This window comes from Rhizobium terricola (assembly GCF_012927355.1).
In the GTDB taxonomy this organism is placed as follows: Bacteria; Pseudomonadota; Alphaproteobacteria; order Rhizobiales; family Rhizobiaceae; genus Allorhizobium; species Allorhizobium terricola.
Genome location: NZ_JABBGK010000001.1, coordinates 252,310 through 269,350, shown reverse-complemented (window position 1 = coordinate 269,350; position 17,041 = coordinate 252,310). Strand labels below are relative to the sequence as shown.

At 63.6% G+C, this 17,041-nt stretch carries 19 protein-coding genes; 11 read left to right on the top strand and 8 right to left on the bottom strand.

Annotated elements, in window-relative coordinates; translation table 11 throughout:
- The first annotated feature begins 92 nt into the window (after positions 1–92).
- On the top strand, positions 93–890 hold the full coding sequence (locus HHL25_RS01220; protein WP_169586474.1) for a creatininase family protein: 798 nt from the start codon (positions 93–95) through the stop codon (positions 888–890).
- Here the strand turns inward: HHL25_RS01220 and HHL25_RS01215 are convergent.
- Complete coding sequence (locus tag HHL25_RS01215) at positions 878–1,867, bottom strand: LysR family transcriptional regulator (RefSeq protein WP_169586472.1); 990 nt, start codon at positions 1,865–1,867, stop codon at positions 878–880. The genes HHL25_RS01220 and HHL25_RS01215 overlap by 13 nt on opposite strands.
- A 184-nt stretch (positions 1,868–2,051) precedes the next feature.
- Here HHL25_RS01215 and HHL25_RS01210 point away from each other — a divergent pair, with 184 nt between their 5' ends.
- The 7 genes from HHL25_RS01210 to HHL25_RS01180 all read left to right on the top strand — a co-directional run bounded on the left by HHL25_RS01210 (position 2,052) and on the right by HHL25_RS01180 (position 9,684).
- Positions 2,052–3,065 carry an ABC transporter substrate-binding protein gene (locus HHL25_RS01210; protein WP_246701667.1) on the top strand — a complete coding sequence of 338 codons (1,014 nt, stop codon included), beginning with the start codon at positions 2,052–2,054 and terminating at the stop codon, positions 3,063–3,065.
- Positions 3,066–3,232: 167 nt separating this feature from the next.
- Positions 3,233–4,057 carry an ABC transporter ATP-binding protein gene (locus tag HHL25_RS01205; protein WP_169586468.1) on the top strand — a complete coding sequence of 275 codons (825 nt, stop codon included), beginning with the start codon at positions 3,233–3,235 and terminating at the stop codon, positions 4,055–4,057.
- Positions 4,057–4,887, top strand: a complete 831-nt coding sequence (locus HHL25_RS01200; RefSeq protein ID WP_169586466.1) for an ABC transporter permease — start codon at positions 4,057–4,059, stop codon at positions 4,885–4,887. The genes HHL25_RS01205 and HHL25_RS01200 overlap by 1 nt, the downstream gene beginning before the upstream one ends.
- A complete protein-coding gene (locus tag HHL25_RS01195) occupies positions 4,887–6,203 on the top strand; it encodes a cytosine deaminase (protein WP_169586464.1) in 1,317 nt (438 codons plus the stop codon). The genes HHL25_RS01200 and HHL25_RS01195 overlap by 1 nt, the downstream gene beginning before the upstream one ends.
- Positions 6,204–6,208: 5 nt before the next feature.
- Entirely contained in the window at positions 6,209–7,615 is a 1,407-nt protein-coding gene (locus HHL25_RS01190; RefSeq protein WP_169586462.1) for an FAD-binding oxidoreductase, read from the top strand.
- Positions 7,616–7,821: 206 nt separating this feature from the next.
- Positions 7,822–8,403, top strand: a complete 582-nt coding sequence (locus HHL25_RS01185) for an NAD(P)H-dependent oxidoreductase (protein WP_169586460.1) — start codon at positions 7,822–7,824, stop codon at positions 8,401–8,403.
- A 69-nt stretch (positions 8,404–8,472) separates the two neighbouring features.
- The gene (locus HHL25_RS01180; protein WP_169586458.1) at positions 8,473–9,684 is read left to right on the top strand and encodes a low temperature requirement protein A; all 1,212 of its coding nucleotides are present in this window, start codon (positions 8,473–8,475) and stop codon (positions 9,682–9,684) included.
- A gap of 54 nt (positions 9,685–9,738) precedes the next feature.
- On the opposite strand, the gene HHL25_RS01175 is transcribed toward HHL25_RS01180, so the two are convergent.
- The 7 genes from HHL25_RS01175 to ung form a co-directional block, all read right to left on the bottom strand.
- Positions 9,739–10,104, bottom strand: a complete 366-nt coding sequence (locus HHL25_RS01175; RefSeq protein WP_205927694.1) for a hypothetical protein — start codon at positions 10,102–10,104, stop codon at positions 9,739–9,741.
- A gap of 11 nt (positions 10,105–10,115) precedes the next feature.
- Positions 10,116–10,421, bottom strand: coding sequence for a hypothetical protein (locus tag HHL25_RS01170; protein ID WP_169586456.1), 306 nt, complete (start codon positions 10,419–10,421; stop codon positions 10,116–10,118).
- A gap of 89 nt (positions 10,422–10,510) precedes the next feature.
- Positions 10,511–10,909, bottom strand: a complete 399-nt coding sequence (locus tag HHL25_RS01165) for a DUF1236 domain-containing protein (protein WP_169586454.1) — start codon at positions 10,907–10,909, stop codon at positions 10,511–10,513.
- Positions 10,910–11,076: 167 nt separating this feature from the next.
- On the bottom strand, positions 11,077–11,466 hold the full coding sequence (locus HHL25_RS01160) for a RidA family protein (RefSeq protein WP_169586452.1): 390 nt from the start codon (positions 11,464–11,466) through the stop codon (positions 11,077–11,079).
- Between the two features lie 109 nt (positions 11,467–11,575).
- Positions 11,576–12,472 (bottom strand): DMT family transporter, encoded by an 897-nt coding sequence (locus HHL25_RS01155; RefSeq protein ID WP_169586450.1) that lies wholly within the window; start codon positions 12,470–12,472, stop codon positions 11,576–11,578.
- 98 nt (positions 12,473–12,570) lie between these two features.
- Positions 12,571–13,809 carry an NAD(P)/FAD-dependent oxidoreductase gene (locus HHL25_RS01150; protein ID WP_246701666.1) on the bottom strand — a complete coding sequence of 413 codons (1,239 nt, stop codon included), beginning with the start codon at positions 13,807–13,809 and terminating at the stop codon, positions 12,571–12,573.
- Between the two features lie 146 nt (positions 13,810–13,955).
- Complete coding sequence (gene ung, locus HHL25_RS01145) at positions 13,956–14,669, bottom strand: uracil-DNA glycosylase (RefSeq protein ID WP_169586446.1); 714 nt, start codon at positions 14,667–14,669, stop codon at positions 13,956–13,958.
- A gap of 107 nt (positions 14,670–14,776) precedes the next feature.
- On the opposite strand from ung, the gene HHL25_RS01140 reads away from it, so the two are divergent.
- The 3 genes from HHL25_RS01140 to HHL25_RS01130 all read left to right on the top strand — a co-directional run bounded on the left by HHL25_RS01140 (position 14,777) and on the right by HHL25_RS01130 (position 17,036).
- Positions 14,777–15,133 (top strand): hypothetical protein, encoded by a 357-nt coding sequence (locus HHL25_RS01140; RefSeq protein WP_169586444.1) that lies wholly within the window; start codon positions 14,777–14,779, stop codon positions 15,131–15,133.
- Positions 15,130–15,723, top strand: a complete 594-nt coding sequence (locus tag HHL25_RS01135) for a DedA family protein (protein ID WP_169586441.1) — start codon at positions 15,130–15,132, stop codon at positions 15,721–15,723. Before HHL25_RS01140 ends, HHL25_RS01135 begins: the two co-directional genes overlap by 4 nt.
- A 119-nt stretch (positions 15,724–15,842) precedes the next feature.
- Complete coding sequence (locus tag HHL25_RS01130) at positions 15,843–17,036, top strand: ceramide glucosyltransferase (protein WP_169586439.1); 1,194 nt, start codon at positions 15,843–15,845, stop codon at positions 17,034–17,036.
- The last annotated feature ends 5 nt before the right edge of the window (positions 17,037–17,041 follow it).

The window sequence follows — 17,041 nt, the reverse complement described above, 5'->3', positions numbered from 1 at the left end:
CCAAAAGGCAGCGGCCTGCGCACAATATGATGCTTTTCGAAGCCTGCAGAATTGCCTAAGCGATTGGGTAAGGCACTTGCGAGGGTTAAGCCATGGTCAAGCCATTCTTCTGGAACGAACTGAACACGGGCGATTTCGCCGGCCTCGATCCGGAAAAGACGATCGCCATTCTGCCGATCGCCTCGACCGAGCAGCATGGGCCACACCTGCCGATCGCGACCGACGTGACGATCGCCAATGGCATGCTCGCCGAACTGAAGACCCAGCGTCCGGACGACCTCGATTTCCTCGTTCTCCCGACCCAGGAGATCGGCAAGGCCAACGAACACATCTACGGCCCGGGCACCCTCTCCTTCGGCCCTGAGATCCTCATTCCGGCCTGGACCGCCATCGGCACCAAGGTCGCCGAAGCCGGCATCCGCAAGATAGTGATCGTCAATTCGCATGGCGGCAATGTCGATGTGATGAGCATCGTCGCCCGCGAACTGCGCGTACGCCACCAGATGGCGGTCGTCTCGACGCAGTGGGGCCGCTTCGGCAATCCGGACGGCATGATTTCCGAGCATGAGAGCCGCTACGGCATTCATGGCGGCGAGGTCGAGACCTCGCTGATGCTCCATTTCCGCCCGGACCTCGTGCGCATGGAAAAGGCGCAGAATTTCGTCTCCCGTGCCGAGGAGATGAAGGCGAACTCGAAATACCTGACACCGCTGCCGCCGCATTCGCTGGCCTGGATCGCCCACGACCTCAACCCGAACGGCGTGGTCGGCGACGCATCCAAGGGCACGGCGGCAAAGGGCGAAGCGATCTGCCGGCACCAGGTCGCCGGCTTCATCGAGCTTCTGCGCGATCTCGCCGCCTATCCGCTCGCCAATCTCTATTCGCGCTGATCATCCTCGCGCAGCCCGAAACCGCGCTCGCCCGGCTTCTCCCCGGCCGGGATATGCCCTTTCGACTGCAGATCCTGAACGAGAACCAGCAATTCCTGCATCAGGTATTCGACGAAGAGGCTCGTCGCCGCATCGAGCGGCGCGCGGGCGCGGGCGAAAAGCTTCATCGGCTGGTGCCGGAGCTGGCCCTCCAGCAGCGGCCGGAACACCAGTTCACCGGCGCGGCACTCGGCAATGACGTCGAGCGGATTGAGCAACGTCAGCGCCGCCCCGCATTTCACCAGCTGCTTCATCAGTTCTGACGAATTGGTTTCCAGCACCGGCTCGACCGGCAGCGGTACCGGCGCGAGCGCCAGATCGATGATGTTGCGCAGGCTGGTGCCCGACTGCGCCAGCACCAGCCGTTCCTGAACCACGTCGACCAGGTCGATCGGTCCCGCCTCGTGGGAGAGCGGATGGCCGGGCGGCAGCACCACCCCGACCGGTATGTCGAAATTGGCGAGCGTGCGGATGCCCGGCGTCGCCGGAATGTTGAAGCCGAGCCCGATATCCACCTCGCCCGTCAGCACCGGATTGATGGTGGTCGAGCCGCCGTCATTGCGCAACTGGATGCGCACGCGAGGATGGGCCTCGAGGAACCGCGCAAGAATCTGCGGCAGCGGCCCGGAAGCGAGCCCGACCGTCGTCACCAGCGTGACCTTGCCCGCCTGCGGCATTTTCAGGCCGCGAATACGCGATTCGAGCTTCTCGTAGTTCTTGAGAACGTCGCGGATATGCTCGACGCACAGCTCTCCGGCCGCCGTCAGCCTGAGCCCGCGCGGAAGCCGTTCGAAGATCGGCGCACCGAGCTCTTCCTCGAGCGCCAGGATCTGCCGGTTGACCGCCGACGAGGCGACGTTGAGCCGTGCCGCCGCCTTCCGGATCGATCCGCAACGGACGATTTCGTTGATGTACTGGAGTTTTCTAGAATGCAGCAAGGCGACACCATTGCATAAAAAATGCTCACGAAGCACAATTTGGGCACCAACCGTGCGTGCGGTGCAAAAAAGGCATCAATGCGGACGAATTTTGATGCTTTTCAAAGCGCAACGCAATGGCTCAAATGAAGAAAATGGGGCCCAATGGCGGAGCTCCAGACATGGACAGGGGAACCGGATCGACATGCGCGACACTCTCACCAAGACCACTTTTCTCGCCATCCTCGGCCTCGGAACGGCGCTTGTCGGCTCTCAGGCCTACGCCCTCGACGAAGTCAGCTACGGCACCAACTGGCTCGCCCAGGCCGAACACGGCGGCTTCTACCAGGCGGTCGCCGACGGCACCTATGAAAAGCACGGCCTGAAGGTCACCATCGTCCAGGGTGGCCCGAATGCCGCCAACCGCGCGCTGCTGATCGCCGGCAAGGTCGATTTCTACATGGGCAGCCCGCTCGGCGAGATGGATGCGGTCAAGGAAGGCATTCCGCTGGTCGATGTCGCCGCAATCTTCCAGAAGGACCCGCAGGTTCTGCTCGCCCATCCCGACCAGGGTATCGAGAAGTTCGGCGACCTCGCCAAGCTCGACTCGATCTTCATGGGCAAGGACGGCTACGTCACCTATTTCGAGTGGATGAAGAAGCACTACGAAGGCTTCAAGGACGAGCAGTACAAGCCCTACACCTTCAACCCCGCTCCGTTCATCGCCGATCCGAAGTCGGCCCAGCAGGGTTACCTGACCTCGGAACCCTATGAGATCGAGAAGCAGGCCGGCTGGGCGCCGAAGGTCTTCCTGCTCGCCGACAACGGTTACAACCCCTACTCGACCATGATCACCACGACCGCCACCATGGTCGACACCAAGTCGGACGTCGTCCAGCGCTTCGTCGATGCCTCGATCGAGGGATGGTACAACTATCTCTATGGCGACAACAAGGCCGCCAACGACCTGATCAAGAAGGACAATCCGGAAATGACGGATGGCCAGATCGAGTATTCCATCAAGAAGATGAAGGAATACGGCATCCTCGAATCCGGCGAATCCCTCGAAAAAGGCATCGGCTGCATGACCGAGGACCGCTACAAGAAATTCTTCGACGACATGGTATCGATCGGTGTCGAACCGGCCGAACTCGACTACAAGAAGGCCTTCACCACGCAGTTCGTCTGCAAGGGTGTCGGCATGGCGCTGAAGAAGTAAGGGGGCTGCCCCTCATCCGGCTGCCGCCACCTTCGCCCCGCAAGCGGGGCGAAGGAGTTTCCGGGCTGGCGCCCGCGCCGAAATCCCCTCTCCCCGCTCGCGGGGAGAGGGTTAGGGTGAGGGGCAATCTCCGGTCACTCTTCTTCATTCACAGACCAAGGCCACCCATGTCTTTTTCCGAAGCCACCATCCCCTTGTCTCCCCCCGAGAAGCGCCGGGCGCTGGTGGTCATGAAGGACGTTTCGAAGACCTTTTCCAGCGGCACGGTGGCCCTCATCGGCATGTCGCTGACGGTCAATGGCGGCGAGTTCGTCAGCCTGCTCGGCCCTTCCGGCTGCGGCAAGTCGACGGCACTGCGCATCATTTCCGGCCTCGGCGACGTCTCGACCGGCACGATCGACTGGCCGAGCTCGCGCATCAATTCCAAGGGCCTGCCGGAGGGTGACATTTCCTTCGTCTTCCAGGAGCCGACGCTGATGCCGTGGCAGACGGTGTTCGGCAACGTCTACCTGCCGCTGAAACTCAAGGGCGTTTCGATGCAAGCTGCCCGCGCCGACATCATGGCGACGCTTGCCACCGTCGGCCTCGAGAAGTTCGCCGACGCCTATCCGCGCGAACTGTCCGGCGGGATGAAGATGCGTGTCTCGATCGCCCGCGCCCTCGTCACGAAGCCCAAACTGCTCCTGATGGACGAGCCCTTTGCCGCCCTCGACGAAATCACCCGCCAGAAGCTCAACGACGACGTTCTGAGACTCTGGAAGGAAACCGGCATCACGGTCGTCTTCGTCACCCACTCGGTCTTCGAAAGCGCCTATCTGTCGAACCGCATCGTCGTGATGAAGGCGCGGCCCGGCCGGGTCCATGCCGATTTCCCGCTCCACACCAGCCTGGAGCGCGACGCCCACTACCGCACCTCCGAAGAATACCGCCAGGCCTGCGAGACGGTATCGGAAACGCTGCTTGAAGCCATGGGCGGAGAGGACGCGCACTGATGACCAGAAACAACCCATCGCCGAATGCCAGCCTCCTCGACCGCCACGGCGAGCTCCTCCTGAAGGTGCTCGTTCCGGTCATCGTCGTCGTCGTTTTGATCAGCCTCTGGCACATCGCCGTGATCGTTTCCGGTGTGCCGCAATACATCCTGCCGAGCCCGGCCGCGGTCGCCGCCTCCCTGGTCAAGGACTGGGGCACGCTGGCGCCGGCTCTCTGGGTCACGACGCAGATCACGATGGCCTCGCTGGCGCTGGCCCTGATCGGCGGCGTCGGCATCGCCGTCTTCCTCGTCCAGTCGCGCTGGATCGAGCTCGCCTTCTATCCGATCACCGTCATCCTTCAGGTCACGCCGATCGTCGCGATCGCCCCGCTGATCCTGATCTATGCGCCCTCGACGCAGGTCGCCCTTCTGATCTGTGCCTTCCTTGTCGCCTTCTTCCCGATCCTGTCCAACATGGTGCAGGGCCTGAAGAGCGTCGATCATAATCTCTTGAACCTTTTCGACCTTTACGGCGCCTCGCGCTGGCAGACGCTGCTCTATCTCAAGCTTCCCGCTTCCCTTCCCTATTTCATGACGGGCCTCAGGATCGGCGGCGGACTGGCGCTGATCGCCGCCGTAGTGGCGGAATTTGCCGCAGGATCTGCGGGTGCCGGTTCCGGTCTCGCCTTCCGCCTGCTCGAAGCGCAATATCGCCTCAATATTCCGCGCCTTTTCGCCGCGCTCTTCCTTCTGTCCTGCCTCGGCGTCCTGATTTTTGCCATTACCTCATTCATTTCGTGGCTCGCCTTGCATCGCTGGCACGAAAGCAGCCTCAAGCGAGAGAACTGATGCCGAAATCCGCATTTGCTCTGCCCGACGCCCCCCGCTTCGCTCTCGTCAACGCGACGCTCCCGGAAGTGACCGTCGACGGCTACGTGGGACCGGCAGCAAGAGAGGGCCTCGTGGCGGCGGACATCGTTATCGCCGACGGCCGGATCGAGGCGATCGGCCCCGCAGGTTCCGCCCCGACCGGCATCCCGGCAACCGATCTCGCCGGCGGCATGGCTTGGCCCTGCTTCGCCGACATGCATACCCATCTCGACAAGGGTCATATCTGGGACCGCAAGCCCAACCCGACCGGCGACTTCGTGGGCGCCCTCGACGCGGTCCGCACCGACCGCGAGGCGCACTGGAGTGCAGCCGACGTGCGTGCACGCATGGAATTCTCGCTGAAGACCGCCTATGCCCATGGCACCAGCCTGATCCGCACCCATCTCGACAGCCTGCCGCCGCAGCACCGGATCTCGTTTGAGGTATTCTCCGAGCTGCGCGACGACTGGAAGGACCGCATCGACCTTCAGGCGGTCGCCCTCTTCCCGCTCGACATGATCACGGACGAGCCCTTCTTCAAGGATCTCACCGAAGTGGTCGCCGGCCACGGCGGTCTGCTCGGCGGTGTCACCCAGATGTGGCCGGACCTCGATGAGCGTCTGGACCTTCTGTTCCGCACCGCATCCGACAACGGCCTCGACATCGACCTGCATGTCGACGAGACGCAGGACCGCGAAGTGCTGACCCTGAAGGCGATCGCCGAGGCGAAGCTCAGAAACCGCTTCGAGGGTTCCGTCACCGTCGGACATTGCTGCTCGCTGGCCCGCCAGGACGATGACGTCGCCGCAGCGACCATCGACAAGGTGGCCGAAGCCGGCGTCTCCGTCGTGTCCCTGCCGATGTGCAACATGTATCTCCAGGACCGCGTTGCCGGCCGCACGCCCCGTTATCGCGGCGTCACCCTGCTTCACGAACTGGCCGCCGCCGGCGTTGCGACCGCGATCTCCTCCGACAACACCCGCGACCCCTTCTACGCCTATGGAGATCTCGACCCCGTCGAGGTCTTCCGCGAAGGTGTGCGCATCCTTCATCTCGACCACCCGCTCGACGAGGCGGCGCGCGTCGTCACCCGCTCGCCGGCAGACATTCTCGGTCGCGCCGACCGCGGCCGCATCGCCGTCGGCCTTCCCGCTGACCTCGTGCTGTTTTCGGCACGGCGCTGGAGCGAATTCCTTTCCCGTCCGCAGGCTGACCGCATCGTGATGCGGAATGGCATGGGCATCGACCGTAGCCTGCCGGATTATCGTGACCTTGACCCGATCATGAAAGTTTAAAGGCCATGCCCGATTACGCAGCGATCATAAAGGAACTCGACGGCATCGCGGTCGAGGACAATCCCGCGCTCGTTAAGCAGAAGAGCCGCGACTTCTACTGGTACTCGCCGATCCTCAAGGCCCAGCTCGACAATGTCGTCGGCGACCTCGTCGTCTCGCCGAAGACCGAGGAAGAGGTGATCCGCACGCTGAAAGTCGCTTACGCCCACGGCGTCCCTGTTACCCCGCGCGGCGGCGGCACCGGCAATTACGGCCAGGCCATGCCGCTCTCCGGCGGCATCGTGCTGAACATGATGAACATGAACAAGATCAAGGCGATCCATCCCGGCCGCGTCATCGCCGAACCGGGCATCATCACCGCCGAGCTCGACCGCCTGACCAAGGAACATTCCGGCCAGGAACTGCGCTTCCATCCCTCGACGACGGGCACCGCGACGCTCGCCGGCTTCATCGCCGGCGGTTCGGGCGGCGTCGGCTCGATCACCTGGGGCGGCTTGCGCGATCTCGGCAACATCCTGCGCCTGCGCGTCGTCACCATGGAGGCAGAGCCGCGTGTGCTCGAGCTTTCGGCCTGGGACCTGCAGAAGGTGTCCCACGCCTACGGCACCAACGGCATCATCACCGAGGTCGAGATGCCGCTCGCGCCGGCCTATGACTGGGTCGACGTGATCGTCGGCTATGACGACTTCATGGACGCGGTGAAGTTCGCCGACAACCTCACCCACCGCAATGGCATCCTCTTGAAGGAAGTCGCGCCGATCGCCGCGCCGATCCCCTACGACTACTTCACCCGCCACAAGCCGTGGCTGAAGGAAGGCCAGTCGGTCGTGGTGCTGATGGTGGCCCCGCATTCGATGGAACCCTTCGTCGCCTATGCCGAGAAGATGAAGGGCGACATCCGCTTCCGCTCCGACACGGTGGAAAGCATGAAGGGTATCCCGCATGCCTACGAGCTTGCCTGGAACCACACGACTTTGCGCGCGCTGAAGCTCGACACGGGCTTCACCTATCTCCAGGTGCAGTATCCAGGCCCCGACCATGTCGAGAAGGTCCGCCAGATGTCGGAGATGTTCCCGGGCGAAGTGTTCGGCCACCTCGAATTCATCAAGTTCGACGGCGCGATCCAATGCGCCGGCCTGCCGCTGGTGCGCTACACCACCGAGGAACGGCTGGAAGAAATCATCCGTCTGCACGAGGAAAACGGCTGCCCGATCTTCAACCCGCACCGCTACACGCTGGAAGAAGGCGGCATGAAGCAGACGGACACCGTCCAGCTCGACTTCAAGAAGGAAACCGACCCGAAGGGCTTGCTCAATCCCGGCAAGATGATCGCCTGGGACAATCCCGATTTCGACTTTGCCGCCGGCAAGAACTACCTTTTCCCCGGCCTCCAGGCATTTCAGGAGGCTTGATACCGCCAGACAGACTGAGAACTTCCGAAGGTACTCCCGATCCTGACCGGTCCGCCGGTCGTGATTCATGGAAACGACCATGGTGATCAAAGGCCCGGCTATGGCGGCGGGCCTCTCGCTCATCGGGACAAACGGCGCGGAAAACTTTCAACTCAACGCCGGGACGCCATGCGCGGCCCGGCGACGATATGGAGCTTTTCAACACCATGCGCGTACTCGTTCTGCACTCCCACCCTCTCGACGAAAGCTATGGCCGGGCGCTTTATCGCCAGACCTGTGAGAGCCTGACCAAGGCCGGCCACGAGGTCGACGGCTGCAATCTCTATGAAGAGGGTTTCGACCCGGTGCTCTCGGCCCACGACCGGACCGTCTATCACGACTATCCGGAAAACACCGTGCTGGTGAAGGACTATGTCGACCGGCTGCAGAAAGCAGAAGGACTGGTGATCGTCACGCCGGTCTGGAACTTCGGTTTCCCGGCCATGCTCAAGGGCTATTTCGACCGCGTCTGGGTCAAGGGCGTATCGTTCGATCTCGAAGACGGCAAGCTGACGCCGACGCTCCGGCACATCAAGAAACTCGCGGCCGTCATGACCTATGGCGCCACCCCCTGGCGTGCCTTCCTCGTCGGCAATCCGCCGAAGAAGATCGTCACGCGCGTGCTGCGCGCCCAGATCAAGATCGGCGCGCCGGTGAAGTATCTTGCCCACTACGACATGAACAACTGCACCGACGAGACGCGGGCCGCCTTTCTGGACAAGGTGAAGAACCACATGGAACGGTTCTGACCTGCTGCCCGGCTTGTTGCGCACTCCATTTCCTGCGAAAAAGTAGCAAGAGACAAAGAAGAGGCCGACATGACCGCCGGGCGCCCGTTTTTCCATCGCATCATTGCTCCGCTGCGGCCACGCGACCCTGACGAACATCATCGCGTGGCCACACCTCTGGAATTGCTATTCGACCTGGTAACGGTGATTGCGATTGCCTCAGCCGCGGCAGGCCTTCACCACGGCATTGCGGAAGGCCATGCGCTTCAAGCGCTCCCTATGTTCGGCATGGCCTTCTTCGCCATCTGGTGGGCTTGGATGAACTTCACCTGGTTCGCTTCGGCCTACGACAATGACGATGTCCTCCATCGGCTCCTGACCATGGTGATCATGGCCGGCTCGCTCGTCATCGCGGCCGGCATTCCCGTACTCTTCACCAACCAGCCCGATTTCACCGCCGTAATCATCGGCTACGTGCTGATGCGCGTCGCGATGGTCGTTCTTTGGCTGCGCGCCGCCTGCGCCGATACGCCCCACAGGAAGACGGCCGTCGCCTATGCGGTCGGCATCACGGTCGTGCAGGTGTACTGGGTCACCTTTCTTCTGGTGCAGCCCCTTTCGACTGCGACCGCCTATGGGATGTGGGTCATCGGCGCGCTTCTTGAGATTGCCGTGCCCGCGGTCGCGGAATCACTGACATCCAACACCCCCTGGCATCGCCATCACATCATAGAGCGCTACGGTCTGCTCAACATCATCGTTCTGGGGGAAACCCTTCTTGCCGGAACTATGGCGCTGCGCGAGACCGTCGAGCATTTTGACATCATGCTCGTGCATACGGCGCTCTCCGCGCTGGCAATCGTCTTTTCTCTCTGGTGGGTCTATTTTTCGACGGACGACCATCTGCCCACGCGTCACTTGCGAAGGGCCCTCATCTGGGGTTACGGCCACTTCTTCATCTTCGCGTCGGGCGCCGCAGTCGGCGCAGGCTTCGCCGTTCTTGTCGACATTATCACCCGTCATTCCGAAATCCCTCTCATCGCCGGAGACTATGCAGTTGCTGTGCCGGTCGCGGTCTATTTCACCTCTCTGTGGATCGTGCGAGACCGCTATGCCTGCACCGGCCTCGCAATGGCTGTCCTGCCTTTCTTCGCCCTACTGGCACTGATCGCACCGCTGACAGGATTGGGCCTCGAGGGCGTAGCGGCCACAGCCGCACTCTGTGCAGTGGCACGGGCATGGCTGATGTCCTCGGCGGACCTCACCACGGGCGAAGCGAAGACAACTGAACATCACATATAGAACCGGCCTTCCTCTCGGAAGGCCGGTTCTCGGCGAAGCCGTAACTGTGAGGGATTACTGACCAGCCGGAGCCGGGTTTGCCGACGGAGCGGCCGGGGCCGGGGCTGCATCGGTCGGGGCAGCAGGGGCAGCCGGTTCGGCCGGAGCGACCGACGGGGCGGCCGGAGCCGGTTCAGCCGGGGCAGACATCGGAGCCGTCGTTTCAGCTGGGGTCGAGCCCGAGGTCGTGGTCGCCGTATCCGTGAAGAAGAACACGGCGCCGACACCGAGCGCGATCGCGACGAGCAGGGCGACGATCCAGCCGGCACCGCTGCTGGTGCGGTCGTTATTGATGACGGTCGGCCCACCCAGATCTGCAGGTGTGCGAGCATCCTGCGGATGGACGGGACGGGTACCGTTGGTGTGAGAATAGTCAGTCATTTCACATCTCCTCAATTGGTGCGCCCGAGGTCGAGCGCGTTGGCCGGATCCGGGAAGAACCGCGGCCCGACATGACGAATGTTCAGTCTGTCTGCGGGGATTGGACGCGCGTCGAAGACATTCTTCGACACGCCTTCAAGGTCCGATTGGGCATCCTGTTCGAGGGCCGCGGCCTCCATCCATTCGACACTTTCGGTGGCTGGAGGCTGATCGATCAGTTGTTCGGGCCGATCGATCATCTGGTGGGCGGCTTTCGCCGAAAGGGCGAGGGCAAGTCCAATGACAACAGTATTCACTGCAAGGATCGGCTTGTTCATCGCCCTCTCCCACCGTTTCGCGTTCCAGATGTCCGATAGTCTCGATGTCCCGGGCCTTGGGCCTGTCGCCCGCCCGGAAAGGTCAGGTCTTATTCAACGACCTGGACGACCACATGGGTCTGCGGATCGACGATCACGCGCTGGTTGTTCACGACCGCATAGGCATAGGTCGGGTTTTCGGGAACCGGAGTAAGGACCACGGTCTGCGGCACCGGCTTGCCGATGACGATCGGCTGTTCGATCATGACCGGTTCGACCGGAACGGGCTGCTCACGGACATACGTGACCACCTCGACCGGCGGCGGAGCCACCGCGGTCCCGGCGATGGCGCCGACGACACCGCCGACGGCCGCGCCCACGGGACCACCGACGATCGCACCGGTCACCGCACCGCCGGCTGCGCCTGTGACCGTGCCTTCCTGAGCGAGGGCCGGAGCGGCAACCGAACCCAGTACGATGGCCGTAACTGCAAGAATCTTCGTCTTCATGGCGATTTCCTTTCCTGTAAGTCTGCCATTGACCGTAGAAACTTGCGGGCCTCCGTTTTGTTCCGGCAAGGACATGCTCACGCCCAGGGCAATGTTCTACCTCTCACCCCGGGAGGCGGGTGGAAATAGCGCGGAAATCGACTTCAAAGGGCTGGAAAGCGGGACTGTTACACAACCTTGGCCGCAGTCACTTCGACCTCGACGAGAAAGTCCGCGCGGGTGAAGCCGCCGACGACGATCAGCGTCGAGACAGGCTTCGGTTCCAGCGTGTAGCGGTCGCGAACCGCCATGTAGGCGGGGAAATCCTCACGTCTTGTCACAAAACCCGAAATCCGGATGACGTCGGCAAAACTCATCCCGGCCTCTTCCAGGATTGCCTTGATCGCCTCGAAGCACAGTTCGGCCTGTCCGGTGACATCCGGCGGGATGCTTTCGTCGGGCCGGATGCCCAGTTGGCCGGAGGTGACGAGTAGACTGGCGCCCGGCGGCACCAGCAGGCCGTGATTGTACTGGCCGAAGGGCGGACGGACGGACGGTGGATTGAAGACGCGTTTCATGATGGGTCCTGTTGGCTCGGGAGGAGCCGATTGAACCGCGTCCCTGCCAGGCTTTCAAGACGTCCACACCTGCCACCGACGGCTTTCCACCGGCCAGACGTCGGATCGCTCAGGAGCTGGCTGCCGCAGGCGCCGTACGGTTGCGGCGGACCTCGTGCGCGATATGGCCGAAGAGCGCGGCAAGCACGATCGGCCCGCCGAGCAGCGTCGCCTGGGACGGCACTTCACCGAGGATCAGCCAGACCCAGAGCGGCGTCAGCGGCACCTCGAGCGCGGTGAGCAGGCTCGCATCCGCCGCCGGCAGGCGCTTCGATGCCGCCGTATAGAGGATCAGACCCAGCGCATTCTGGACAATCCCGAACGCCACGATCAGGCTCATGTCCGAAGCCGACACCGTCAGTGGCACGGCAAACCAGAAGGTCGTCAGCGAGCAAAGCCAGGCAGAACCCGCCATCGCCGGCAGCATGGGTACGGTGCGGTGCTTGCGCATGACGGTCGCAAGCCCGGCGACGGAGACCGTCATCACCAGGGCGAGCCCCTTGCCGAAAAGCCCGCCCGGCTCGCTCTGGTGATCGGAGAGCATGACGAGAACGCCGAGCACGGCAATCACGCTGGCGATCAGCGTCGCCCGGCTCGGCCGCTCGCCGATCATCAGATAGGCGAGACCCGCCGTCATGAAGGGAACCGTCGCGTAGATCACCATCGCATCGGCGATCGAGGTGTAATACATCGAGCCGATGCCGGTCACCATGCTGATCGCCGACAGCACCATCGCGGCCACCGACGGCCCGCGCATGCGACGCAGGATGACGAGCGCGTGTCCACGCTCCAGCCAGAGGAACAGCAGAAACACGCAGCCGCCGGACACCAGACCACGCCAGAACAGCATGGTCATCAGATCGGTGGTGATGGAACGGATGAATAGCCCGGACGAGGACCAGGCCAGTGCCGAGATCGCCGCATAGACCACCCCGAGGCGGTATTGTCGCTGGTCGTCGAATGTCATGAAAAAATGCCGAGCTGATGAAACGTAGCGAGAAGTATCGTGTCGACGCCAGGTCGGCAAGCGCGTCCCAACGACATTTCGCTCACGTTTTGGGCAACTCAGCCTTCCATGCCGTCGAGGATGCGATACCAGGTGACCAGCGCGCCGACACCGATCTGCCGGAACGCATGGAAGGGAATGGGCTCGATCGGTGTAAGCGGAAACGGCAGGACCGCCGGGTCGCCGCCGACGATGTAATCGACAAGCCTTGGCCCGATCGCCGTCATCAACGCGACACCCCTGCCCTGACAGCCCCCCACGGCCAGAAGTCCTTTCTCCGGCTCGTGGATATGCGGCAGATGATCGAGCGTCATTGCCACGCGGCCGAACCAGCGATGCTCGATCGCCACGCCCTCGAGCATCGGAAAAAGCCTGAGCGCCGCGTGCTGGAGATGCGCCCAGTCCTTCTCGCTGCGCGGTTTCGCCATCCGACCCCGCCCCCCCAGCACGAGCCTCCCGTCCGGGCTGCGCCGGTAATAGGTCACGATCCGGCGACTGTCGGACACCGCATGCCCGTGCGGCAGGATCCTCTCCTGCAGGGCCGGTGAAAGCGGTGCGGTCGCGATCTGGAAGGAATGAAGCGGAACAAGGCTTCTTGCGAGGCCCGGCACGAGGCGGTCGGAATAGGCATTGGTCGCAACGACGACCGATCCGGCACTGATCGTCCCGCCCGCGCCCGTTTCGAGCTGCCAGGCATTGCCCTCGCGCCTCAGCTTCCGGACCGTCTGGCCGGTGGCGATCCGGGCACCCGCCGCCGCCGCGACCCGTGCCAGTTCGACGGCGAAGGCCAGCGGGTTGATGGTACCGGCCCGCCGGTCCAGCCAGCCGCCGAGATAACCCTCCGCCCCGGTCAGCAGCGCGACCTCGGCACCGTTCAGCAGCACCACGTCGGCGCCGCGCTCGCGCCACTGGCGGTTCTTGTCTTCCAATGCGGCAAGCGCCGTCGCCGTATGCGCGGCGTGGATCCAGCCGGCGCGGCTGTATTCGACGTCGAGCCGCTCGTTCTCGATCAGGCCGAAGACCGCATCGGCGGCATGCGTACCGAAATCGATCAGCGCCTCGCCACGCGCGTTGCCGAAATGCTGGATCAGCCATTCCGGGGTCTGCTTGAGCCCCGGGATGACCTGCCCGCCGTTGAGGCCGGACGCGCCCTCGCCGATGGCACACGCCTCGATCACGCGGACGGACAGGCCTCTGCGCGCGGCCGCAAGCGCCGTCGACAACCCCTGAAACCCGCCACCGATCACGGCAAGGTCGACCCGCTCGGAAGCAGCGAGCGGCTCATCGACAAACGGCATGGCTGCCGGTCGACGCCAGACGGGCCTCGTGAAATGCGACGGATTCATGCAAATAGGTCCTGAAAAGGCGTTCTAAAATCGCACGCATGCTGGACGCGGACAATGCGAAAATCAATAGATTTTTAGGGAGTATGCGGCTCGTCCGCTTAAGAAGCCGGATCGGACCTCAGGGGCGTTTCGGGCAGCCGCCAGTCGATCGGATCGAGCCCGCGCGAAACGAGGAAATCATTGGCCTTGGAGAAATGCCGGCAGCCGAAGAAGCCGTTATGCGCCGAGAGCGGCGACGGGTGGGGCGCCTTCAGCACAAGGTGGCGCCGACCGTCGACAAAGGCGGCCTTCTTCTGGGCGTAGGAACCCCACAGCATGAAGACGACGTTCTCGCATTCATCGTTGACGGCGCGGATGACGGCGTCGGTGAATCGTTCCCAGCCACGACCCTGATGCGCGCCGGCCCGCGCCTCCTCGACGGTGAGGACGCTGTTCAAGAGCAGCACGCCCTGCCGCGCCCAGCTTTCGAGGAAGCCGTGGGAGGCGGGAGGAATGCCGAGATCGGTTACGAGTTCCTTGTAGATGTTCACCAGCGACGGCGGAATGCGCACGCCCGGCTGCACGCTGAAGCACAGGCCATGGGCCTGGCCGGCGCCGTGATAGGGGTCCTGGCCGAGGATCACCACCCGCACCCGCCCGAGTGGCGTCAGGTCGAGCGCTCGGAAATACTCGATACCCTTCGGGAAGATCCGTTTGCCGTCGGCCTTTTCGGCAATCAGGAAGTCCCTGAGCTGCTGCATGTAGGGACTTGAGAACTCCGAGCCGAGCGCCTTCTTCCAGCTCTCTTCGAGGCGAACATCCGAACCGCTCATTGCCGTGACATGCCTTTTCCGGTTACACCCATCGGGCTGATTGAAGGCCTGCGGTCGAGGCTGTCAAGCCTGACGACGGCCGGCCTCGCGTTTCGATGGGGATATGCGTGAAGGCTCTTGCACTCCTGTGGCGGCGGCACCGGCTGCTCACCCTCGCCTTTCTCGGCTCCCTGCTCGTTGCCGGTGTCTTCGCCGTGCGCTTCCTGCTCTTCGTGCTCTACTGGCACGACCCCGCCCACCGCGATCAGCCGCTCGAAGGCTGGATGACCATCGGCTATGTCGCGCATTCCTATGACGTCCCGCGCGATCTCTTGATCGACGCGCTGCGCCTCCCGCCGCCGGGCAAGGGAGAAAGACCGACGCTCGACAGGCTTGCCCAGGGGCGTGGCCAGACGCTCGCTGCCTTTGAAGACGAGATCGCGGCGGCGATCGCGCGGCTGCGCGCGGAAGATCCGCATCGATGACCGAACAGCTGCTGGCCCTCCTGCCACTCTACGGCCTGCCCCTGCTTGCCGCAGTCACAGCACTGAGCTGCCTCGGCCTGCCCCTGCCGGCATCGATCGTGATGATGCTGATGGGGGCCTTCGCCGCTGCCGGGGATTTCAATCTCGCCGGCGTATTTTCGACCGCCCTTGCCGCCGCCGTCCTCGGCGACCAGGCCGGCTTCCTGATCGGCCGGTTCGGGGGCTCCGCCGTGATCCGGCGACTGTCCGGCACACCGGCCCGAAAGGCGGCTCTTGCCCGCGCCGAGGAACGCATCGCCAGCCGCGGCGCGATCGCCGTCTTCCTCACCCGATGGGTGCTCGCGCCGCTCGGCCCCTATGTCAACCTGATCGCCGGTGCGACCGCCTATCCCTGGCACCGCTTCACGGTCTTCGGCGTCGCCGGCGAAGTCTTCTGGGTCGGCGGCTATACCGGCCTCGGCGTCACCTTCAGCGACAATATCATGGAGATCGCCGAGATCGCCGGCAGCCTCAGCGGCTTCCTCGCCGCCGCAGCCATAGCCGCGCTTCTCGGCTGGCGGATCGTCAGTATCCTGCTCCACAAGGACTGACGCGCCGCAGGGCACGAAAAGAAGTGGGATCCAATTGGCCCCGGACGCAACCACAGATACCTTTGCCTGACTGTCATACCCGGATGCTATGCGGGAATCCCCCGACACGAGGACGAGCCATGACTGTCTTGACCTGGATCTGCGCCACCGCCCTCTCCATTCACCTGCTCAGCATCCTGCTGGTCCTGGTGCGAAAGAAGCGAGGACAAGGATCGGACGGCGCCGCGGTCCGACCACCCGTCACCATCCTCCGCCCGATCTGCGGCCGCGAAAACCATCTGGACGAGACGCTTCAATCCGCCTTCCGCCTCGACTGGCCCGACTATGAAGTGATCTTCTGCGTCGCATCGCCCGGCGATCCGGCAATCGCAGTGGCCCGCAAGTGCATGGCCGATCATCCCGGCATCCGCTCTCGCCTGCTGATCGGCGAGGATGTCTTCAGCGTCAACCCGAAGATGAACAACGTGATCAAGGGCTGGCGCAGTGCGACGCACGACTGGATCGTGATCGCCGACAGCAATGTGCTGATGCCCGAAGACTACCTGCAGCGGCTCTTCGCCCGCTGGGTTCCGGGAACCGGCCTCGTCTGCTCGCCCCCGATCGGCTCGGCGCCTTCGGGTTTTGCAGCAGAACTCGAATGCGCCTGGCTCAACAGTTTCCAGGCACGCTGGCAGCTGCTCGCCGATGCGGCGGGCCTCGGCTTTGCCCAGGGCAAGTCGATGCTTCTCAATCGGCAGGTAATGGCCCGGGCCGGCGGTTTCGAGCGGCTTGGCGCCGAAGTCGCGGAGGATGCAGCCGCAACCCACATCATCCGCGCGGCGGGATTGAAGGTCCGCCTGGTGCACGAACCGTTCGAACAGCCGCTCGGCCGGCGTTCCTTCTCTTCGGTCTGGAAGCGCCAGCTGCGCTGGGCAAGGCTGCGCCGCTCCTCATTCCCGCTGTTCTTCGTGCCCGAACTACTCGCCGGCGGTCTCGTTCCGATGGCCCTGATGGCGGCGCTCGCCCTGTCCGGCACCTGCGCCCCGTCGACCTTCGCGCTTTACGGCCTGGCCTGGTATGGCGGTGAAATGCTTCTGGCGCGCGGATACGACTGGCATCTCGGCCGCCGGACGCTGGCTGCCATGATCCTGCGCGACCTGGCGCTACCGGCGCTCTGGCTCGCCGCCTGGTTCGGCGACAGCTTCGACTGGCGGGGTAATGCCATGTCGGTCGCCCCGGACGACCCGCGCAAGGCAGGAGCCGCGGGCCGGCTTCGCCGTGCGGTGGAAAAGACGAAGGAGCGGGCCAAGGCACTGGCCACGCTCCGTCACTAGATTGC